19 protein-coding genes are annotated in these 22,575 nt (G+C 46.2%); 3 read left to right on the forward strand and 16 right to left on the reverse strand.

Annotated elements, in window-relative coordinates:
* Together tnpA and BMZ28_RS00010 are read right to left on the reverse strand one after the other, a co-directional pair.
* Positions 1 to 203: IS200/IS605 family transposase (tnpA, locus tag BMZ28_RS00005; protein ID WP_139211618.1), on the reverse strand; the 203-nt coding region annotated here is incomplete at its 3' end.
* Positions 204 to 569: 366 nt separating this feature from the next.
* A complete protein-coding gene (locus BMZ28_RS00010; RefSeq protein WP_047780337.1) occupies positions 570 to 1,814 on the reverse strand; it encodes a pyridoxal-phosphate-dependent aminotransferase family protein in 1,245 nt (414 codons plus the stop codon).
* 454 nt (positions 1,815 to 2,268) lie between these two features.
* On the opposite strand from BMZ28_RS00010, the gene queD reads away from it, so the two are divergent.
* A complete protein-coding gene (gene queD / locus BMZ28_RS00015; RefSeq protein WP_047780336.1) occupies positions 2,269 to 2,631 on the forward strand; it encodes a 6-carboxytetrahydropterin synthase QueD in 363 nt (120 codons plus the stop codon).
* A gap of 115 nt (positions 2,632 to 2,746) precedes the next feature.
* Here the strand turns inward: queD and queE are convergent, their stop codons facing one another.
* The 6 genes from queE to rlmD all read right to left on the reverse strand — a co-directional run bounded on the left by queE (position 2,747) and on the right by rlmD (position 11,239).
* Positions 2,747 to 3,418, reverse strand: coding sequence for a 7-carboxy-7-deazaguanine synthase QueE (gene queE / locus BMZ28_RS00020; protein ID WP_074819927.1), 672 nt, complete (start codon positions 3,416 to 3,418; stop codon positions 2,747 to 2,749).
* A gap of 90 nt (positions 3,419 to 3,508) precedes the next feature.
* Positions 3,509 to 4,810: a phosphopyruvate hydratase gene (eno, locus tag BMZ28_RS00025; protein ID WP_074819930.1), complete on the reverse strand. Its 1,302-nt coding sequence runs from the start codon at positions 4,808 to 4,810 to the stop codon at positions 3,509 to 3,511.
* 179 nt (positions 4,811 to 4,989) lie between these two features.
* Positions 4,990 to 6,627 carry a glutamine hydrolyzing CTP synthase gene (gene pyrG / locus BMZ28_RS00030; protein ID WP_074819933.1) on the reverse strand — a complete coding sequence of 546 codons (1,638 nt, stop codon included), beginning with the start codon at positions 6,625 to 6,627 and terminating at the stop codon, positions 4,990 to 4,992.
* A 113-nt stretch (positions 6,628 to 6,740) separates the two neighbouring features.
* Complete coding sequence (mazG, locus tag BMZ28_RS00035) at positions 6,741 to 7,547, reverse strand: nucleoside triphosphate pyrophosphohydrolase (protein WP_047780332.1); 807 nt, start codon at positions 7,545 to 7,547, stop codon at positions 6,741 to 6,743.
* A 112-nt stretch (positions 7,548 to 7,659) separates the two neighbouring features.
* Complete coding sequence (gene relA, locus BMZ28_RS00040) at positions 7,660 to 9,891, reverse strand: GTP diphosphokinase (protein ID WP_074819936.1); 2,232 nt, start codon at positions 9,889 to 9,891, stop codon at positions 7,660 to 7,662.
* A gap of 16 nt (positions 9,892 to 9,907) precedes the next feature.
* On the reverse strand, positions 9,908 to 11,239 hold the full coding sequence (gene rlmD, locus BMZ28_RS00045; RefSeq protein WP_074819941.1) for a 23S rRNA (uracil(1939)-C(5))-methyltransferase RlmD: 1,332 nt from the start codon (positions 11,237 to 11,239) through the stop codon (positions 9,908 to 9,910).
* A gap of 82 nt (positions 11,240 to 11,321) precedes the next feature.
* On the opposite strand from rlmD, the gene barA reads away from it, so the two are divergent.
* Complete coding sequence (gene barA / locus BMZ28_RS00050; RefSeq protein WP_074819944.1) at positions 11,322 to 14,093, forward strand: two-component sensor histidine kinase BarA; 2,772 nt, start codon at positions 11,322 to 11,324, stop codon at positions 14,091 to 14,093.
* 57 nt (positions 14,094 to 14,150) lie between these two features.
* Here the strand turns inward: barA and pdxJ are convergent, their stop codons facing one another.
* The 6 genes from pdxJ to lepA form a co-directional block, all read right to left on the reverse strand.
* On the reverse strand, positions 14,151 to 14,882 hold the full coding sequence (pdxJ, locus tag BMZ28_RS00055) for a pyridoxine 5'-phosphate synthase (RefSeq protein WP_047780328.1): 732 nt from the start codon (positions 14,880 to 14,882) through the stop codon (positions 14,151 to 14,153).
* Positions 14,883 to 15,093: 211 nt separating this feature from the next.
* The gene (gene recO / locus BMZ28_RS00060) at positions 15,094 to 15,837 is read right to left on the reverse strand and encodes a DNA repair protein RecO (protein ID WP_074820573.1); all 744 of its coding nucleotides are present in this window, start codon (positions 15,835 to 15,837) and stop codon (positions 15,094 to 15,096) included.
* An 11-nt stretch (positions 15,838 to 15,848) separates the two neighbouring features.
* Positions 15,849 to 16,775, reverse strand: coding sequence for a GTPase Era (gene era / locus BMZ28_RS00065; RefSeq protein WP_047780327.1), 927 nt, complete (start codon positions 16,773 to 16,775; stop codon positions 15,849 to 15,851).
* Positions 16,772 to 17,452 (reverse strand): ribonuclease III, encoded by a 681-nt coding sequence (gene rnc, locus BMZ28_RS00070; RefSeq protein ID WP_047780326.1) that lies wholly within the window; start codon positions 17,450 to 17,452, stop codon positions 16,772 to 16,774. Before rnc ends, era begins: the two co-directional genes overlap by 4 nt.
* 164 nt (positions 17,453 to 17,616) lie before the next feature.
* On the reverse strand, positions 17,617 to 18,606 hold the full coding sequence (gene lepB, locus BMZ28_RS00075; protein ID WP_047780325.1) for a signal peptidase I: 990 nt from the start codon (positions 18,604 to 18,606) through the stop codon (positions 17,617 to 17,619).
* Between the two features lie 16 nt (positions 18,607 to 18,622).
* Positions 18,623 to 20,437: a translation elongation factor 4 gene (lepA, locus tag BMZ28_RS00080; protein ID WP_047780324.1), complete on the reverse strand. Its 1,815-nt coding sequence runs from the start codon at positions 20,435 to 20,437 to the stop codon at positions 18,623 to 18,625.
* A gap of 365 nt (positions 20,438 to 20,802) precedes the next feature.
* Between lepA and bhsA the strand changes: the two genes are divergently transcribed.
* A complete protein-coding gene (gene bhsA / locus BMZ28_RS00085) occupies positions 20,803 to 21,063 on the forward strand; it encodes a multiple stress resistance protein BhsA (protein ID WP_074819946.1) in 261 nt (86 codons plus the stop codon).
* 98 nt (positions 21,064 to 21,161) lie between these two features.
* Here bhsA and rseC read toward each other — a convergent pair whose 3' ends face one another.
* Both rseC and rseB read right to left on the reverse strand, forming a co-directional pair.
* The gene (gene rseC / locus BMZ28_RS00090) at positions 21,162 to 21,617 is read right to left on the reverse strand and encodes a SoxR-reducing system protein RseC (protein ID WP_047780322.1); all 456 of its coding nucleotides are present in this window, start codon (positions 21,615 to 21,617) and stop codon (positions 21,162 to 21,164) included.
* Positions 21,618 to 21,628: 11 nt separating this feature from the next.
* Complete coding sequence (rseB, locus tag BMZ28_RS00095; RefSeq protein WP_047780321.1) at positions 21,629 to 22,573, reverse strand: sigma-E factor regulatory protein RseB; 945 nt, start codon at positions 22,571 to 22,573, stop codon at positions 21,629 to 21,631.
* Positions 22,574 to 22,575 lie beyond the last annotated feature (2 nt).

The following is a 22,575-nucleotide window of genomic DNA, read 5'->3' on the forward strand; positions in this document are numbered from 1 at the left end:
ATCTTGACTAATAAATGAACGTGATCTAATTGAACATTTAATTCCACTATTTCTATATGGAGCTGTTCACTCAAAATTCTTATTTGTCTGTACACCTCTTTCCCTACATTATTTTTCAATATTCGGAATCGGCATTTGGGCGTCCAGACTATATGGTATTGACAATGCCATAGCACATGCGATGCTTTTTCGAATCTACTCATGGTTAAATCCTTATCAGTTATGGGGATAACAGATTCGGATTTTCCCATGAGTAGCCTTACTGGCAGAGCCTAAAGTCGATAACCACGTCCATAGGACGTGGTATTCAGTTAGAAATAAAAAACCGCCTTAACTGGCGGTCTTAGAGCAATAATCAATCAGGAAAATTAACTTTTGTGGATATTCCGGCCTAAAACATACCATCGCAATATCAACATCGTGTTTGGCCGGGATATAAACTATATTAGCTACTGCGAGCAGCGGGCCTAGATTCCCTAGGGGCACTCCGGCGGCTTTCGCCGCTACGACCCCAACGGAAATCTCTCCCGCTGATTAATAGCATAAAAAGCTAATCTCTTTATTCATCATCAAACTTTGGCTTCAGCGTCATAATAATCCCAAGCTGACTGTAGTGCCTGACCCTGAGTTGATTTAAAGCCCAGACGATTTAATACCGCTTCCAGCGCGGCCAGCGTCTGCAATACGCAATCTTTACGCGCATTGTAGCCCATGGTGCCAATACGCCAGATTTTGCCCTGCAATGGACCAAATGAGGTGCCGATTTCAATCGAGAAATCATTTAGCATCATTTCTCGAACCTGCTCACCATGCACGCCCTGTGGTATCACCACGCCCAGTACGTTATTCATCTTATGGTCAAGATCGCCGAATGTTTCCAGCCCCATGCCCTGAATGCCTTTAACCAGCGCATTACCGTGTAACCGATGGCGTTCAATACACTCATCAACACCTTCTTGCAGAATCAGTCGGGCACATTCCCGGGCGGCAAACAGCATACTGGTTGCTTCGGTATGGTGATTCAAGCGTTCCGGTCCCCAATAATCCATAATCATGCCAAGGTCAAAATAGTTGGAATAGATCATTTCATCATCGCCATCAACATGCTCAGCGGTACGAATACCCTCTTCCACACATTTACGACGACGAATGACTTCTTCAAACTGCGGGCTCAGGGTAATCGGTGAACTACCCGACGGTCCGCCAAGACATTTTTGTAACCCAGCAGAAGCCGCATCCAATCCCCAGACATCGGTATCCAGAACGTTACCACCGAATGATGCTGTTGCATCGGTATAGAATAAAACGCCATGGCGACGGCAGATTTCCCCTAACTGTTCCAGCGGTTGTAGCATGGTTGTGGAGGTATCGCCTTGCACCGTTAATAGCATGCGCGGACGCACTTTTTTAATCTCGTCCTCAATGCGATCCGGAGTAAATACTTCACCCCAAGGCACTTCGATGGTGTGCACCTCAGCCCGACAGCGGCGAGCTATCTCGCAGAGCAAGTGGCCAAAACGACCGAATACCGGCACCAATACTTTATCGCCAGGACGAATAGCAGATAAAATAATCGCCTCAATACCTGCACGAGACGTGCCATCAATCAGCATGGTCCAGTTATTTTGAGTACGGAAAAGTCCACGATACAGCTCCATGACTTCATTCATATAACCGGTCATGACGGGATCGTATTGACCGATTAGCTGACTGGACATGGCACGTAATACGCGCGGATCCGCATTAATTGGCCCAGGTCCCATAAGCAAACGATAAGGTGGGTTAATTTGATCAAACTGAGTTACATCCAACATTTTTATTCCCCTGTCTAGTCTATTTATTCTATTTCGGGCAACGAATTTTTTTATCTATAATGATTTGTTTTTTATCTTCATTGCTCGCTAATTAATTTATAAAACATCAAACCATAGATCGTTGCAAAGGCTTTTGCTACAAACCGGGCCACATAAAAATTATTTTTGATAATAACGACATGGTTATATTGATTTTTTTAGCTATTCATTAAATGGATAATAAAAATATAGCGATACAATCAATCCGTTAAACACCAGCGCACGAATATTCGGGGCAATATTTCAGCAATGATTTACCAATATAATAAAATGGAGCGACCCAACGCTTATGTAAAATGACCTCATCAGCGCCTTCCTTAGGGCTTTAACCGGATACCCCATTGATATTCTTATAACGTGGCAACGACGACGACTTTTTAGTACTATGGCCGCGCAATAATTATCAGAGGCCAATATGGTTACCACACTATTTAAAGATTTTACTTTTGAAGCCGCACATCACTTACCTCATGTACCAACAGGGCATAAATGTGGCCGTTTGCATGGGCACTCTTTTATGGTCAGAGTTGAAGTTACCGGCGAAGTGGATCCACATACTGGATGGGTAATAGATTTTTCTGAAATTAAAGCGGCTTTTAAGCCGATTCTCGACCGTTTAGACCACTACTACCTGAATGATATTGCCGGTTTGGAAAACCCTACCAGCGAAGTGCTAGCGCAGTGGATTTGGCAACAGCTAAAACCACAGTTACCGATACTCAGCGCCATTATGGTAAAAGAAACCTGTACCGCAGGCTGTATCTATCGCGGGGAGTAACGTTTTTTCCCATCGCGTATCCGCTGAACAATAAAGTGCCCTATCTACTTCGACCTTCAGGGCACTCAATCCAGTGAATAAACTCTCATACTGGCATCGCTGCGTTGCATCAACCTCACTCAATGCCTAAATACTTATGCGTTTGCATCGATAACCGCCAGTTACGCGCAATACAGGTCTCGATACACAATTCGGTTGCCCGCTTTCCCTGACTTATCGGCTGTAATGCAATAACCCGCTGCTTACTATCATTCAGCATGGTGAGTAATTGATCCAATTCTTCAATATCACGCTCACGCGCGACCGGATGTTTGATCTCATCAGCGCGATGCAATGCCTGTGATATCACCGGTAAGCCACCGCGCATATTTATCTTTGGTGAAACAGTCACCCAAGTATCGTCAGAGCATTTAATCGGCTGGGTACCGCTGGTTTCTATTTGGCAGCTAAAACCGTGTTGCTCTAATAATTCCGTTAAAGGCTTTAGGTCATACAGGCAAGGCTCGCCACCAGTAATCACCACATGGCGGGCGGTATAGTGCGGCTGTTGTAAAATGGCCAATAATTCATGGGCTGAAACCTCGCTCCATTGGTCACTTTCCACAGTTTTTACCAATATCTCTCCTATTGGTCGTTGACGGTCCGCCAGCTTTTCCCAAGTATGTTTAGTATCGCACCAGCTACAACCCACCGGGCAGCTTTGCAAACGGATAAAAATGGCCGGAACGCCAGTAAAGTACCCTTCACCCTGTAAGGTCTGAAATAACTCATTTACCGGATATGACATAGTTTTCTCTGACAAAACAACGAAAAATAAAAATCCCGTATTGATCGTTTACCAATACGGGATTTCGTTAAGCTAAAAGCGGATTAAAAATTAACCCTGACCTTTCACTTCTTTTAAGCCGTTGAACGGAGCACGGTCACCCAGCGCTTCTTCAATACGGATTAATTGGTTGTATTTAGCAACACGGTCAGAACGGCTCATAGAACCAGTTTTGATTTGACCTGCAGCAGTACCAACCGCTAAGTCAGCGATAGTGGCATCTTCAGTTTCACCAGAACGGTGAGAGATAACCGCTGTGTAACCAGCATCTTTAGCCATCTTGATAGCAGCCAGTGTTTCGGTCAGAGAACCGATCTGGTTGAATTTAATCAGGATAGAGTTAGCGATACCTTTTTCGATACCTTCTTTCAGGATCTTGGTGTTAGTTACAAACAGGTCATCACCAACCAACTGAATCTTGTCACCCATCACTTGAGTCTGGTAAGCAAAGCCATCCCAGTCAGATTCGTCCAAACCATCTTCGATAGAAACGATTGGGTATTGTTTGGTCAGTTCTTCCAGGTAGTGAGTAAACTCTTTAGAAGAGAAAGTTTTACCTTCGCCTTTCAGTTCGTAGTTACCGGTTTCTTTGTTATAGAACTCAGAAGCTGCACAGTCCATAGCTAAAGTTACATCTTTACCCAGAACATAGCCCGCTTGCTCTACTGCTTCTTTAATCGCAGCCAGTGCAGCAGCGTTAGACTCCAGGTTAGGCGCATAGCCACCTTCGTCACCAACCGCCGTGCTCATACCTTTCGCTTTCAGAACTTTAGCCAAGGTGTGGAACACTTCAGAACCGATGCGAACCGCTTCTTTCAGAGTTTTAGCGCCGATAGGCTGAATCATAAACTCTTGAATATCAACGTTGTTATCAGCGTGCTCACCACCGTTGATGATGTTCATCATTGGTAATGGCATAGAGAATTTACCCGGAGTGCCGTTCAGTTCAGCAATGTGCTCGAACAAAGGCATACCTTTTGACGCTGCTGCTGCTTTAGCGGCTGCTAAAGAAACCGCCAGAATAGCGTTAGCACCAAAATTAGATTTGTTTTCAGTACCGTCTAAATCGATCATGATTTTATCGATGTTAGCCTGATCTTTCGCGTCTTTACCGATAACGGCTTGCGCAATTGGACCATTAACTGCAGCAACCGCTTTCAATACGCCTTTACCCAAGTAGCGTGCTTTGTCACCATCACGCAGCTCAAGAGCTTCGCGGGAACCGGTAGAAGCACCTGATGGCGCAGCAGCCAGACCAACAAAGCCGCCTTCTAAATGAACTTCAGCTTCAACGGTAGGGTTGCCACGAGAGTCGATAATTTCACGACCGAGCACTTTAACGATTTTGGACATTCGGTTTTCCTCAGTACAAGTTGATTAAACTACAAACTGTAAACTGCGACGGTTTATTCCGTCGTTCACTCTGGCTTAGTCTTGTTGATAAGCGTGGTGTCTGAACACATTCAACGCTTCTCATTTTCGTTAACCTAAGCCAGGTTCACTGAATACTTTTTATTACAGTCGCTAACCGTTTACTCGCCCTGACGCTTCTGGTATTCCCCTGCGGCTTTAACAAAGCCAGCAAACAACGGATGACCATCACGTGGAGTCGAGGTAAATTCTGGATGGAACTGACTGGCCACAAACCACGGATGATCCGGAAGCTCAATAATTTCCACCAATTTATGGTCAGCTGAACGACCCGCTACGCATAAACCCGCCGCTTCAATTTGCGGCAGTAGCATATTATTCACCTCATAACGGTGACGGTGACGTTCTAAAATTGTTGGCGCGTCATACAGTTTACGCACCAGGCTGCCTTCAGTTAAGTGACACAGCTGGCTGCCTAAACGCATGGTTCCGCCCAAATCGCTCTCTTCTGTGCGAACTTCTACGTTCCCTTCCTCATCACGCCATTCAGTAATCAGCGCAATAACCGGGTACTTACAGTCTGGCACAAATTCGGTTGAGTTTGCGTCGGTCATGCCAACAACGTTACGTGCAAATTCCATCATCGCAACCTGCATACCTAAACAAATGCCCAAGTAAGGGATTTTGTTTTCGCGAGCATAGCGAGCAGCGGTGATTTTGCCTTCTACACCACGGTAACCAAAGCCACCGGGAATCAGAATCGCATCAAGACCGGCTAATACTTCTTCACCTCTGGCCTCGACATCCTGCGAATCGATTAGCTTTATATTAACGCTGAATCGATTCTTCAGTCCACCATGCTTTAATGCTTCGATGACAGATTTATACGCATCCGGCAGCTCAACGTACTTGCCGACCATGCCAATAGTGACTTCGCGCGTTGGATTAGATTCTTCATAAATCACCTGCTCCCACTCGGCCAGATTGGCTTCCGGGCAGTTAAGGTGGAATCTTTTACAGATAAACTCATCCAAACCCTGTGATTTTAACAGGCCTGGAATCTTATAAATCGAGTCAACGTCTTTAAGAGAAATAACTGCTTTTTCCGGAACATTACAGAACAGCGCAATTTTCGCTCGCTCATTGGCTGGGACTGCGCGGTCTGAACGACACACCAGAATATCCGGTTGAATGCCAATCGACAGCAATTCTTTAACTGAATGCTGGGTAGGCTTAGTTTTCACTTCACCAGAAGCCGCCATATACGGTACTAAAGTCAGGTGCATAAACAACGTGCGCTCACGACCCACTTCTACCGCTAACTGACGAATAGCTTCCAGGAAAGGCAATGATTCAATATCACCGACCGTGCCACCAATTTCTACCAAAGCTACATCGTGGCCTTCGGCACCAGCGATAACGCGCTCTTTAATGGCATTGGTAATATGCGGGATAACCTGAACCGTTGCGCCAAGATAATCACCACGACGCTCTTTACGTAATACGTCAGAGTAAATGCGACCGGTGGTGAAGTTATTACGGCGAGTCATTTTGGTACGAATAAAACGTTCGTAATGACCTAAATCCAGATCGGTTTCGGCACCGTCTTCGGTGACGAACACTTCACCGTGTTGAATTGGGCTCATGGTACCTGGATCGAGGTTAATATACGGATCCAGCTTCATCATAGTGACGTTTAAGCCACGAGCTTCAAGAATAGCGGCTAAAGAGGCAGCTGCAATGCCTTTACCCAGTGAGGATACAACCCCGCCTGTCACAAATATATAATTAGTTGTCATGCTGAACCTGAAGGTTAGGTTTAAAGACGAAAATGGAGGTACTAGGACGGGACAGTAGTATACCAGACCCTTTCCTCCACAACAAACACTGAAAGCAGATCTTAAAAGTTAATCTATTTTTCTGTCTGATTCTCTTCGAGTTTTACCTGATGCCAAACCATGTCCATTTCCTGTAATGACGCCTGCTCCAGCGTTTTCCCTGAGGCTAAAACAATCTCTTCCACTCGACGGAATCGCCGTTCAAATTTACGATTAGCCACCTGCAAGGCACTTTCTGCTTTATGCCCCAAATGACGGGTCAGATTGACGGTAGCAAACAGCAAATCACCCAGTTCTTCTTCCAGTTTAGACTGGTCAATCACCACTTGCTTGGCTTCATGCATCACCTCATCAATCTCTTCATGCACTTTGTCCAGCACCGGGCCTAACGTAGTCCAGTCAAAACCAACCGAAGAGCAGCGCTTTTGAATTTTGTAGGCGCGCATCAGAGCCGGTAGCACTTCTGGAATATCATCCAGTACGGAAAACTGTTCTTTTTGCGCCCGCTCTTTAACCTTACGTTTTTCCCAATTAGCCAGCGCTTCCTGACTATCGTTTACCGCCTGAGTATCAAAAACGTGAGGATGGCGTCGTTCCAGTTTGTCGCTAATTGCATGACACACATCATCAAAGTTAAACAGCTTTTGCTCTTCAGCCATACGCGCGTAGAACACCACTTGATAGAGCAAATCTCCCAGTTCATCGCGTAAATCACCAAAATCATTTCGGCGAATCGCATCCAGAACCTCGTAAGTTTCTTCCAGCGTATAGGGGGCAATAGACGCAAAAGTTTGTTCTTTATCCCATGGACAACCACTTTCCGGGTCGCGTAATGCATTCATAATATCCAGCAAACGCTGAACGGCAGTTATTTGATTCATGATTTATCTTCTGATTAACATTCCATCGCAGCCGCGCTAAGCCAGACCCGGGCGATATAACAAAATTTCCGCCGCGCGCCTGCGACGGAAAGGTAACAGATAGAAGCGGGTATTACTTAGCGCCCGAGCGTTTGGCCTCAATAATATCCGGCAACTGATTAATTCTCGACAACACCCGATCCAGAACCTGAAGGTTATACAGTTCAATCTCCATATCGATGGTCGCTAATTGTTTTTTCACATCACTGCGGCTGGCGACGCTCAATACGTTCACTTTCTCATTGGCTAAAATTGTGGTGATATCGCGTAATAATCCACTACGATCGTTGGCAATCACTCGTACCACCAATGAATAACCGCTGGAATAACAGTTTCCCCAAACCGCCTCAACTAACCGTTCAGGGGCGTGTGATTTGAGTTCATGTAACTGATCGCAGTCTGCCCGGTGAATAGAAATGCCCCGGCCTTGAGTGATAAAACCGATAATCTCATCACCAGGAATCGGCTGGCAGCAGCGAGCAATGTGGTGCAGCAGATTGCCAACCCCTTCAACCACCACCTGACTATTATTTTTAGTACTGCGCTGTTGGGCATTCGCCGTCTTCTGATTAAGCTGACGCAGCGCTTCCCGATCGGCCTCTTCTGCCGTTGGCTGGTTAAACTTATTTTGCAGGAAGTTAATCAACTGGTTAAGACGAATATCACCGCCGCCGATACCCGCCAGCACTTCATCCAGCGAATGCACGTTATAGCGCGGCACTAGCAGTTTTTCAGCCTCTTTAAAGCTGATATTCAACCGCTCCAGTTCATCATCCAGAATCTGGCGACCGGCTAAAATATTCTTATCCCGATCCTGCTTTTTAAACCAAGCCTGAATTTTCGCTCTGGCCCGACTGCTGTTAACAAAACCTAAGTTAGGATTCAGCCAATCACGGCTAGGATTCGGCTGTTTCTGGGTGATAATTTCAATCTGGTCACCCATTTGTAGTTGATAGGTAAAGGGAACAATTCGTCCGCCTATTTTGGCACCAATACACCGATGCCCGACATCACTGTGAATATGATAGGCAAAGTCCAACGGCGTGGAGCCGGTTGGCAAATCGATAACGTCACCTTTCGGGGTAAACACATAAACCCGATCGTCAAATACCTGACTTCTGACCTCATCCAGCATTTCACCGCTGTCAGACATCTCTTCCTGCCAGGCAATCAGTTTACGTAACCAAGCAATGCGCTCGTCATAGCCAGAGCGAGCTGAAACGGCACCTTCTTTGTATTTCCAGTGCGCCGCTACGCCTAGCTCAGCATCTTCATGCATTTGTCGGGTACGAATTTGAATTTCTACCGCATGACCTTTTGGCCCAAAAACCACGGTATGGATGGATTGATAACCATTAGGTTTAGGGTTAGCAACATAATCATCAAACTCACTGGGAAGATGACGAAAATGAGTATGGACAATCCCCAAAGCGGCATAGCAGTCCTGCAAACGCTCAACCACAATACGCACCGCACGTACGTCATACAGCTCTTCAAACGCCAGCGCCTTTTTCTGCATTTTGCGCCAGATGCTATAGATATGTTTCGGTCGTCCATATATTTCGCCTTTGATCCCCTCTTCTTTCATCGAATCACGTAGGGTTTGCACAAAGTCGTCAATATAGATTTCCCGATCGATACGCCGCTCATGCAGCAGAGTAGCGATCTGTTTATATTCGTCAGGATGTAAATAGCGGAAACAGAAATCCTCCATTTCCCACTTTAACTGGCCAATACCCAGCCGGTTTGCCAGTGGCGCATAAATATTAAAGCACTCTTTTGCGGCTAAAACGCGCACTTCTTCCGCTTCATCTTTCACTTCCCGCAGATGAGCAATGCGTTCTGCCAGCTTGATCACCACGCAGCGGAAATCTTCTACCATCGCCAGTAACATGCGACGGACATTGTCCACTTGAATCGAGGTATTTGAGCTATTTTGGGTGGCATTTAACTGACGAATGGCGTCCATATCCAATACGCCATGCACCATATTCGTCACGTCGCTGCCAAAGTGTTCTTTAAGAGTTTCTTCATTGACTATTTTGGCATCGGCCAGCGGGAATAACAGCGCAGCGCGCATGCTGTCGTTATCCATACTTAACGTGGCCAGAATCTCAACCACTTCTAATCCGCGCCACAGAATTAAAGAAGCGTCGGGGTTGCCCTGAACCTGCTGCTCACAATACCGCCAGGTTGCTGCTAAACGCTCAGAAGACTCAGGATTATGAATCCCTAAGTTGCTAATCCATTTTTCAAGCTCAAACTCACCGGCCGTATTTAAATGCGCACTTCTTACCGCAACCATAACACTTCCTCATAACTTACTGCTGAGAGACTGACTTATTCACAAATAAAGCCATTGATTCAATATGCCCCGTTTGCGGAAACATATCCAGCATTCGCAACTGACTTAGCTCATACCCGCTGGACAGTAGGATTTTACTATCTTCAACCAACGTGGTTGGATTACATGAAACATAAACCACACGTTTAGGCTGCAATTTTACAATTTGCGGCATCGCTTCAGCGGCACCGGCTCGGGCAGGATCGAGTAGTACTTTATCAAATCCGTGTTTCGCCCACGACTGTTGACTGACATCTTGTGCCAAATTGTGATGTAAAAACTCAATATTTGACAGCCCATTGAGCAATGCATTCTGCTTGCCTCTGCTCACCAGCGAATCAACCCCTTCAACGCCAATCACCTGACCAGCACGTTTCGCTATCGGTAAGGTAAAGTTACCCATACCGCAAAACAAATCCAGTACCCGATCCGTTGGTTGTAAATCTAACCAGGTTAACGCCTGCTCCACCATCAGTTGATTCACCGCACCATTGACCTGAATAAAATCCTGTGGATTAAAGCCCAGCGTTAAATTGTCTATCTGATAATGGGACTCTCTCTCCACCAAGCCCTCAAGACAGTCATTGTTGCCGGCCAGATAAACCGCAATATGATGGCGCGTAGCCAGTTCAGTCAGGCTCGCCCTGTCGTTATCAGATAAGGCCACTAAATGGCGCAGAACCAGCAAAGGACCATTATCAGCCATCACTAATTCAGCATGCCCTAACTTTTTCACCGAGTCCAATCCGCTAAGGCATTGTCTTAAAGGCTGTAACAGCTGTTCTAACGCTTCCACCAGCACCGGACATTCGACAATATCCACTAAATCGTTGGAAGCTTTTTGACGAAAGCCCATCTGTAAATATTTTTGTTTAGTCTGATACTGTAAACCTAGCCGTGCTCGACGCCGATAATGATATCCTTGACTAAAAATGACCTCGCCCTGCGGTAGTTCAAGGTGAGTTTCTCGCCTAAATAGCTGGCCGAGCGCTTTAGATTTGCTACTATGTTGCAGCGTTGAAACAGCGTGCTGCTGGTTACAACCTCCGCAAATACCATAATGTGAGCACGGCGGTGTTATTCGGTCAGGGCTTGAAGATAATAGTCTGGTGGTTTTAGCCTTAGCATAGTTACGTTTATTCTCATAAATAACGGCTTCAACCTGCTCCTGTGGAAGCGCGCCAGAAATAAAAATTGTCTTTCCCTCATGGCGGGCAACGCCCTGCCCTTGAGTATCAAGCTCATGAGGTGTAACAATTATTGTCTGTTGTATCGCCTTACGGCGGCCGGGCGAGTAGAATTGCACCATAATAACTGTGTGAAAGTATCCGTAATTGCTATTTGAATAGCTAAAAAATAGTTAAGATTTAATTGTCCCACATTGGAACCTTATGACCAAATACAGCCTTCGGGCCCGCATGATGATACTGATTCTCGCGCCAACTCTGTTGATCGGGTTGTTAATCAGTACTTTTTTCGTGGTTCACCGCTACAACGAACTTCAAGATCAATTGGTTGATTCTGGCTCAAGTATCATCGAACCGCTGGCAATTACCAGTGAATACGGTATGACTTTCAGCAACCGTGAGAGCGTTCGACAATTGGTTAGTATGTTACATCGCCGTCATTCCAATATTGTGCGATCTATTGCGGTTTTTGACACGCAAAATCATTTATTGGTTACATCCAATTTCCATCAAAATTATACCCTATTACAACTGCCAAAGGGTGCGCCAATTCCCGATGATTTAACCGTCACCACCAAAGGGGATTCACTGATACTGCGCACGCCAATCGTGTCAGAAAATCAGTTGCCGGATATGGATGTCAGCCTGGAACCCGGTCATAGTACACTGGGCTATATCGCGATTGAACTGGATTTACGTACCGTTCGTCTACAGCAATATAAAGAAATCTTTGTCGCTACGCTGCTACTCAGTCTGTGTCTGTGTATTGCGATGCTCTTTGCCTACCGCCTGATGCGTGACGTCACAGGCCCTATCCGTAATATGGTTAATACCGTAGATCGCATCCGTCGAGGCCAATTGGATAGCCGGGTGGAAGGATATATGCTGGGCGAGTTAGATATGCTGAAAAATGGCATTAACTCCATGGCTATGTCTTTGGCGGCTTACCATGAAGAGATGCAGCAGAATATCGACCAAGCCACCTCCGATTTGTTAGAAACCCTTGAACAGATGGAGATTCAAAACGTCGAACTGGATCTGGCCAAAAAGCGAGCGCAGGAAGCGGCAAGAATTAAGTCTGAGTTCCTGGCAAATATGTCCCATGAACTGAGAACGCCGCTGAATGGCGTAATAGGCTTTACCCGCCAAACGCTGAAAACCTCGTTAACGCCAACCCAAACCGATTATCTGCAAACCATTGAACGCTCGGCCAATAACCTGCTGAATATTATTAACGATGTGCTGGACTTCTCCAAACTGGAAGCTGGCAAGCTGGTACTGGAACATATTCCATTCTCCCTGAGGGAAACCGTGGATGAAACCGCCACGTTACTGGCTCATGGCGCCCATGAGAAATCGTTGGAGCTAACCCTAAATATCCATAACGATGTACCGGATAATATTGTTGGCGATCCTTTACGCCTGCAACAGGTCATTATGAATTTGCTGGGCAATGCCATCAAATTTACCGAGCAGGGTAATATCGATATCAATATTGAACTACGCACGCTGCATGAGAACAGCGTCGATATTGAGGTTCAGGTGCATGATACCGGTATCGGTATTTCTGAGCGCCAGCAGACGCAGCTATTTCAGGCCTTCCGTCAAGCGGATGCCAGCATTTCCCGTCGCCATGGCGGCACCGGTCTTGGACTGGTAATTACCCAGCGTCTGGTCAAAGAGATGGGCGGCGATATCTGCTTCCATAGCCAGTTACATAAAGGCTCCACGTTCTGGTTCCATATTAATTTGGAACTCAGCGAGAGCAACATCGCCAATGATAGACCTTATCTGGAAAAACTTTCCGGTCAGCGCCTGTTGTATATCGAAGCTAATCCAGCCGCTGCGCAGGCAACATTGACCATTCTCCAACCAGAACCAGTTGAAGTCATTCACTATGCCAACTTCAATCAGGTACCGGAAAAACATCAAAGATACGATATTGTTCTGCACGGTGTTCCCATTGCCACCAATGATATCGAGCAATATATCGATGGCACCATGATACATGCATTAACGCTATCGGATCGCCTGATACTGGCCATTCCTAATCAGCCGCATATGGATGCTGAAACGCTGAAACATGCAGGAGCTCAGGCTTGCCTGTTTAAACCGCTCTCCCGCGGGAGACTATTCTGTGCGCTATTATCATCGCAAAGTGATGTGATAGAGCCGGATAAAAATAAACAGAATCATTTACCGTTAACGGTGATGGCAGTAGATGATAACCCCGCTAACTTGAAGCTTATCGGTGTGTTACTTGAAGATATTGTCGCCAAAGTTATTCTGTGTAACAGCGGTGAAGAGGCGATTGCTCAAGCGAAAAGGAACGATCTGGATATCATTCTGATGGATATTCAGATGCCGAAAATTGATGGTATCAAGGCCGCGGAATTAATCCGTAAGTTGCCAAACCACGTTACCACCCCCATTGTCGCGGTCACCGCCCATGCGGCTATCGGCGAACGTGAACGGTTAATGAATGCCGGTATGGATGACTACCTGGCTAAACCGATCAATGAAGATACGCTATTTAGCGTTCTGAGAGCCCGCTGCCATATTCCATCTCATCTTCAGGAATCGGCGAGCGCCATTCAGAACAAACAGAGTAAAAAACCGGGTCTGGCACCTGCTCCTGTCTCACTAGACTGGGAGTTAGCCTTACGTCAGGCAGCCAATAAAGAAGACCTGGCCAAAGACTTACTGAAAATTCTTATCGAGTTTCTCAGCGAAGTTGAAGAGCGCGTCCGTGGAGTATTAGACGGTAAGCAGGATGATGACATCATCAATATTATTCATAAGCTACACGGCAGTTGTAGCTACAGCGGCGTACCTCGCCTGAAACAACAGTGCCAATATTTAGAGAGCCAACTGCGTAACGGTATATTACCTGAAGATTTGGAACCTGAATGGCTGGAGTTGCTGGATGAGTTTGATAATGTGAGAGAGAAAGTCGCGTTATTTATTACAGATTAAATACAATATTGGCACCATTCGGATGCATTCCGCAGTGGTGCCAATCTACTACACAAATTATTTTCTCGCCGCCAGCATCAAGGCTTTCATCTCCGCCACCGCAGAATGCAATCCTGTCATGACAGCCCGACCAATTATGGCATGGCCGATATTAAGCTCATAAATTTCTGGCAGTGCCGCAATGGCTTGTACGTTATGGTATGTCAGCCCATGACCGGCATTAACCTTCAAACCTTTTCCCGCAGCATAAGTAGCTGCATGAGCAATACGCTGTAGTTCAGACGCGCGCTCCAGCTCACTTTTAGCATCGGCATAGCACCCGGTATGAATCTCAATATAGGTTGCCCCAACGGAAACTGCCGCATCTATCTGACGGTGGTCTGCATCGATAAACAGAGATACGGCAATCCCGGCATCCACCAAGCGCTCAACCGCCAAGGTCATTTTATCCAGTTGACCAGCCACATCTAATCCACCTTCGGTAGTGACCTCCTGACGTTTTTCCGGCACTAAACAACAGAATGCAGGTTTAATGTCACAGGCAATATCCACCATTTCATCCGTTACCGCCATTTCCAGATTCATCCTTGTCTGGATAGTCTGACTCAACACTTTTACGTCCCTGTCAGTAATATGACGGCGGTCTTCCCGTAAATGAATGGTGATACCATCAGCGCCCGCTTGCTCCGCAATAAACGCTGCCTGTACCGGGTCTGGATATTGCGTGCCGCGGGCATTACGCAAAGTAGCAATATGATCGATATTAACGCCTAACAATAAATCCGACATGACTCCACCTTAACAAGAAGTTTACGCACAGGGCCCAACGCTGGGTTATCCGAGAACTCTTTAAATGATAAATGGGCTACGGAAAGCCAGTAATGAAACATTAGCAGGCACCGTTCTAAAAAATGTATTCTATTCTTTTACCGGATTTGGCAACAAAAGAAAATCAGATAGCCAATATTAAGCCCACAATAGAGGCTAAATCAGGCGAATGCTATTCACTGTCGTTAGGTAATACCATGAGGTTAGGTGATTTTTTCACGCTAAACTGGCGAAACAGCTCACGACTTTTTAACGGCTTGCCCCCCAAATAAGGTTTCAGCGCTATACGAGTGAAGCGCTTAGCTGCGCGTAATGTGTCCGCATCCGGGAAGGTACGTTCAGCTAAGGCCACTAAATCACGACCGGTGAAAGTCAGATGATCAACTACCAGACTGGCGATAAAGCCTTTCTCTTGCCGATAACGATAGGTCATGCTGTCCGATACCGGCTCGCCACTCCCTGCACAGTGCAGAAAATCAATGCCGTATCCCAAATGCCCCAGCAAGGCCAATTCAAAACGACGCAAAACCATTTCCGGTGAGCCCGATAGGCCAGCCAGAGATTGGATGCATTCCAGATAATCAAAAAATAATGAGGAGTATGGTGTTTCGTCTTCAAGCACTCGAGACAAAACTTCATTGACGTATAGCCCGCTATACAAACTTAAACCTGAAAGCGGTAAGGAGAGAGAGACAGCTTCGGCGCCACGTAAAGTTTTTACACCACCTTTGCCACCCCAGCGAACCAGTAACGGCGTAAAAGGCTGCAAGCAGCCTTTTAGCTGAGAACGACGACTGCGGGCTCCTTTCGCCAGCAGCTTAATTCTACCGTGGCTTTCAGTGAATAGGTCCAGTAATAGACTGGTTTCACTGTAAGGTCGACCGTGAAGTACAAAAGCCCGCTGCCAGCCGTCTATCATGATTACCTTCAGAGATCGTCGGTATAACCCAAGCTGCGTAATGCGCGCTCATCATCAGCCCAACCAGACTTCACTTTCACCCAAAGTTCCAGATAAACTTTGGTTTCAAACATTTCTTCCATATCGTGACGCGCTTCAATACCAATGGTCTTAATCTTCTGACCTTTGTTACCGATCACCATTTTCTTCTGGCCTTCACGCTCCACCAGAATCAAACCGTTAATGTCGTATCCACCGCGTTCATTTGGCGCAAAGCGTTCAATTTCGACGGTAACCGAATATGGCAGTTCTTCCCCCAGAAAACGCATAAGCTTTTCACGAATAATTTCGGAGGCCATAAAGCGCTGAGAGCGGTCGGTAATGTAATCTTCCGGGAAGTGATGATCGGCTTCCGGCAGCAGCTTATGCACAATTTGCGCAATCGTATCGACATTCATCCCCTTCTCGGCTGAGATTGGCACAATATCCATAAAATTCATTTGCTGGCTCAGGAACGCCATATGAGGTAATAATGCCTCTTTATCCATGACATTATCGACTTTATTAATCGCCAAAATAACCGGACACTTTAAGTCACGCAGTTTGTTAACCACCATCTCATCGTCCGGCGTCCAGTGGGTACCTTCTACCACAAAGATCACCAGCTCAACATCACCGATAGAACTACTGGCGGCGCGGTTCATCAAACGGTTGATGGCGCGTTTTTCTTCAATATGCAATCCAGGGGTATCCACATAGATGGCTTGATAAGCCCCTTCGGTGTGAATGCCCATAATACGATGGCGGGTCGTCTGAGGTTTACGTGATGTAATAGAAACCTTCTGCCCCAATAGCTGATTCAGTAAAGTCGATTTACCGACGTTAGGTCGGCCGACTATCGCGATAAACCCGCAATGGCTCTTCTCTGTATCAGTCACTTGCTTTTCAGTTGTCATTCCAGTCCTAAATGTTTAAGCGCCTGTTCTGCAGCGGCCTGCTCTGCTTTACGGCGGCTGGAGCCGATACCAATAATGGCATCATTGATACCGCTCACCTGACAGTGAATGGTAAACTCCTGATCGTGTGCTTCTCCCCGTACCTGAGTCACCAAATAGCTTGGTAACGGTAGGTGCCTGCCTTGCAAAAACTCTTGCAGACGGGTCTTTGGATCCTTTTGTTTATCTCCCGGACTAATTTCATCCAGTCGAGACTTATACCAGTCAAGAATCAGCTGCTGTACCCGATGAATATCGCTGTCTAAAAAGACTGCGCCAATTAGCGCTTCTACGGTATCAGCCAAAATTGATTCCCGGCGGAAACCACCGCTCTTTAATTCGCCCGGACCAAGACGCAGGCATTCGCCTAAGTCAAACTCCCGGCCCATCTCAGCCAATGTGTTACCGCGTACCAACGTCGCACGCATCCGACTCATATCACCTTCATCAACGCGTGGAAAGCGCTGATAGAGTGCGTCGGCAATGACAAAACTCAGAATTGAATCGCCTAAAAACTCCAGGCGTTCATTATGTTTGCTACTGGCACTTCTGTGTGTCAGTGCCTGCTGAAAAAGCGATTGCTGTTGAAACGTGTAACCCAGCTTTCGCTGTAGCCTCTCAATGATGATGGGGTTCATGCATTACCAACAAATTGTTCCAAACAAGAAAAAATAATTTCGTAGCTTCACGGTTGCCCGTATAAACCACTACTGCGCGGTGGAGAATGAATAATAAATCCGGAATTCAGGCATAGCCTAAATCCGGATTGTTCTACTCTAGAGACAAGTATAACCGAAAAGATTTAGTGAATCCCACCAATACGGCTAAAGCGAACGCCGGTTGGCCACTCACCCTCTTGTTTCTCAAAGCTCATCCAGATACCCGTTGCTTTACCGACAAAGTTCTCTTCCGGTACAAAACCCCAGTAACGGCTGTCCGCACTATTATCGCGGTTATCACCCATCATGAAATATTTACCTTCAGGAACAATCCAGGTATTTGCCGGGGAACCCGGTTGCTGATAATACTCGGTTGCGCCATTCGCTACGCCGGGAATCATCAATGTTTCGTGGAACTCGCTGCCTAGCTTTTCATTGCGTTCAGCCATAAACAGGCCACGCAGACCTTCAGCGCGTTCAGCTTCAGTTTTGGTATCAAAGAAGCGCGTTGTCATCTGCCCACTGCGCCCTTCTGCCGGTTCAAAACCAATAAACCAACTGCTTTTCTCTAACGGAGAATACTCCAGCATCGTGGCAGGCTGACACTCAGTACCTGTTTGACAGGCCGGAGTAATGGTCAGCTTTTTGTTATCGGGATCGTAGTGAACGGTATCACCCGGTAAACCCACAACGCGTTTAATGTAATCAATATTCTTATCCAATGGATATTTAAATACTGCAATATCGCCGCGCTGCGGTTTGCCGGTTTTCACCAGCATAGTTTGAGTAATCGGATCTTTAACACCGTAGGCGTATTTCTCTACCAGAATAAAGTCACCGATTAACAGCGTTGGCATCATCGAGCCTGATGGAATCTGAAAAGGCTCATACAGAAAAGAACGCAGAATAAATACCACTGCTAATACCGGGAAGATGGATACACAGCTTTCAATCCAACCCGGTTGTCTGGCGACCAGCGCCAGTGCCTTCCCATCTATTTTCCCGTCAGTCTCAACCCTGAGAGCTTCTATTTTAATGCGTCGCGCAGGCGCCCATTTAAAGCGGTCCAAACACCAGATGACTCCCGTCAACAGCGTGGCCACAGCTAAAACTAAGGCAAACATATTCGCCATGCGAACTCCTTATTACTTATTTACCAACGTGAAGAATAGCCAAGAACGCTTCTTGAGGAACTTCAACGTTCCCTACTTGCTTCATGCGTTTCTTACCATCTTTCTGTTTCTGCAATAGCTTTTTCTTACGGCTAACGTCACCGCCATAACATTTGGCCAAGACGTTTTTACGTAACTGTTTGACCGTAGAACGCGCAATTACATGGTTACCAATCGCTGCCTGAATCGCAATATCAAACTGTTGACGCGGAATCAGCTCACGCATTTTCTCGACCAGTTCACGTCCGCGGGTCTGAGAGTTATCGCGGTGAGTGATTAATGCCAAGGCATCAACACGATCGCTGTTAATCAACACATCAACACGCACCATGTCTGAGGTCTGGAAACGCTTAAAGCCATAATCCAGTGACGCATAGCCTCGGGAAGTGGATTTAAGACGGTCAAAGAAGTCCAGAACCACTTCAGCCATTGGAATGTCGTAACTTAACGCCACTTGATTGCCGTGATAAACCATATTGGTTTGAACGCCGCGTTTCTCAATACAAAGTGTAATCACGTTACCCAGATACTCCTGAGGCAACAGCATATGACACTCAGCAATTGGTTCACGTAACTCTTCAATATTATTCAACGGTGGCAGCTTAGATGGGCTATCAACGTAAATGGTCTCACCGCTGGTCGTCACAACTTCATACACTACCGTTGGAGCGGTGGTAATCAGATCCAGATCGTATTCACGCTCAAGCCGTTCCTGAATGATCTCCATATGCAGCAACCCAAGGAAGCCACAGCGGAAACCGAAACCTAACGCGGTTGAGTTTTCTGGTTCATAAAACAAAGAAGCATCATTCAGACTGAGCTTACCCAGTGCATCACGGAACCCTTCATAATCATCAGAACTAATCGGGAACAGACCCGCATAAACCTGAGGCTTGACCTTTTTAAAGCCCGGTAGCGCTTTCTCTGCTGGTTTATGGGCGTTGGTCAGGGTATCACCGACAGGTGCTCCCAGAATGTCTTTAATTGCACAGACCACCCAACCCACTTCACCGCAGCCCAGCGCATCGGTATCAATACGTTTAGGGGTAAAAATACCTAAACGATCAACGCCGTATGTCTGACCGGTACTCATCACTTTAATTTTATCGTGTTTACGCAGTACACCGTTCTTAATACGAACCAGAGAGACTACGCCCAGATAGTTATCAAACCAGGAGTCAATAATCAGCGCCTGTAGTGGTTCATCAGCCGATCCTTTCGGTGGCGGAATATCACGAACCAAACGTTCCAATACATCAGGAACGCCTAAGCCGGTTTTCGCTGAACAACGAACCGCGTCAGTTGCATCAATACCAACAATATCTTCGATTTCCTGAGCAGCACGATCGGGATCCGCCGCCGGTAAATCGATTTTATTCAGTACCGGAACAACTTCCAGATCCATCTCAATAGCGGTGTAACAGTTGGCCAGCGTTTGGGCTTCTACCCCTTGTCCCGCATCAACCACCAGCAGCGCACCCTCACAGGCGGCCAGAGAACGAGATACTTCATAAGAGAAGTCAACATGCCCTGGGGTATCGATGAAGTTCAGTTGATAGGTCTGACCATCCTGCGCTTTATAATCCAGCGTGACGCTTTGCGCTTTGATAGTAATACCGCGCTCCCGTTCCAGATCCATTGAATCCAGAACCTGTGCGGCCATTTCGCGATCGCTTAACCCGCCACAAATTTGGATGATACGGTCCGACAACGTCGATTTACCGTGGTCAATATGAGCGATGATCGAAAAGTTTCTAATGTTCTTATTTGCTATACTTTTATTATCAGTCATTTACCTAAATCCGGCTGATACAAACCCCGCTGATGTGATTAAACAGCCATATTGGCCCATCACTCAGCAAAAATTCACTTAATCTATAAACTGGCGCACATTCTACACGTCACCATGACTAAAACATAGCAACATACGCAATCCAGCGGTGAGTAATCTTCTATTAACGCTTTGGATAACGCAGAACGTTATCTCAGTACTGGCTTTACATCCATTCAGTCTCAACACAGACGATCACCATAGTTCAAAAAAATTGAATAAGTAAGTCAATTCTATCCGCTTTTCAGCTTAATTCATCCGCCTATAATGAACAACATCGAAAGGAAACAACCTTTCAGCCTTAACATTAACTGGAGTTACTCATCATGAAAAACGTTAAACTTATCGCTACTGCCGCAATATTAGCCACTTTATCTTTTAGCAGTTTTGCTGCTCAACAAGTTACTCGTAATCAAACAGAAAATTTGGATAAGATTGGTAGCGTGTCAGTGAGCAACAGTCACGGAATGTCAGCATTAGAACATAAATTAGCGGCTAAAGCTGAAGCTCAAGGTGCCAGCCGTTACTACATTGTTTCCGCTTCAACCGGTAACAATATGCGCGGTACCGCTATTATTTACAAATAATAAATTCGCTCAAAATTCGTCAATCAATCACTCCGCCAGTCGGAGTGATTTTTTATTGATGTACTTTAGATAAGCAAAAAGGGAAATCAAAAAATAGACTAATGTTCTGTTGAATTAACGGCAGGAATAGCAATTTGCAATACAATAGGATGCACGGAAGCATGGGTTGCCAATTTGGCCGCATAGAAACGAGCCAGCATAAAACCCAGCCCACCACCAATTAACGCACCGAGCACCGCAGCAATATCACTACCGGCAAAAGAATAAAACACAGAAGCACATAATAGAATGCCTAACAGCGGCACGATATAAACTAGCAAGGCCGATAACAAAACCCCAGACTCAGGTATACCTAACTCAACCCGTTGACCGATTGATAGCGGTTGGCTGACTGGAATTTTTAAATCATGAACAACCTGAGGCCCTAGTTTATTTAGCACTCGAGTCCCGCAAGTCTGTTGAGACTGACAACTGCTACACCCTGAACGCTGTTCACAACGTAAGGTTGCAATCCCTTGTTGCCAATCAATAACTGTGGCCCATTCACGCAGCATTATTCACGCCTTTATCTTATGACTACGCTATTGGCAACGCGCTTGGCCGTTGCCGGCGGCAATTCACCAATCACCGTAATTTCTATATTACCTCGGGTCTCAGTATGAATCGTCCTTCGGCCCTGGCGTAATAAATGTTCTCCCGCCTGATAACCAGCCGGAGCAACGCTTAATGAGAAACTGAACAGGCCATCGGTATATAACCGGGACTCAACCACCGTATCTGCCCCTGAGATGCTGTGGCGACTACGGGAAGATTCAGTAAATCCTTGCGGTAACCAATCAGCAATCCAAGACATAGTGACCCCATCCCCAGCGGGCATTGCCAACAGAGGCGGCATCACCGGCATCGAAAAATCGGCCATTTTATTTTTAACGGTATCACCCGCGTTAAAAGCCACTACGCGAAATTGCTCCAGCGTATCACCATCCCGATCCAGTAAATCAGCCCGTAAAGGTAATTTTGTTTCAGAATCCAACCACACGATATAGCTATAACGTAAACCATCACGTGACACCACGCGTATTACATCACAAATACGATTAGCAATACGTGACCGACCGACCGGAATAAAATCGTAGTACTTTTCTAAACGAGAGATATCGGCAAAAACTAAAGAGGGTAATGAATCAACGATGTGATCGCCACGGATGCTAAAAGGCTCAATCCCCGGCTCAAAATAACTCACCTCAATACCATGCATGATCACTTCACGCTGCGGTCCATCCATATTGATAAGCTGAACCAGAGGTTTGCCATTTTGTATAGAGTGGCTGTATTGCAGCGATTCAATCCCAAGCTTGCTAACGTTCACATAGGAAAATTCATAACTCAATGTCTGACTGGCACTGGTCATTTGCTGCAATAGCGCTTCTGTTACATTTTGTGCAGAAGCTAGCGCTGGGGATAATATTCCCCCCAGCAGACTACAAAAAATAAAAGCAATTGGCTTCATTG

Source organism: Pragia fontium DSM 5563 = ATCC 49100 (assembly GCF_900112475.1).
GTDB lineage: Bacteria > Pseudomonadota > Gammaproteobacteria > Enterobacterales > Enterobacteriaceae > Pragia > Pragia fontium.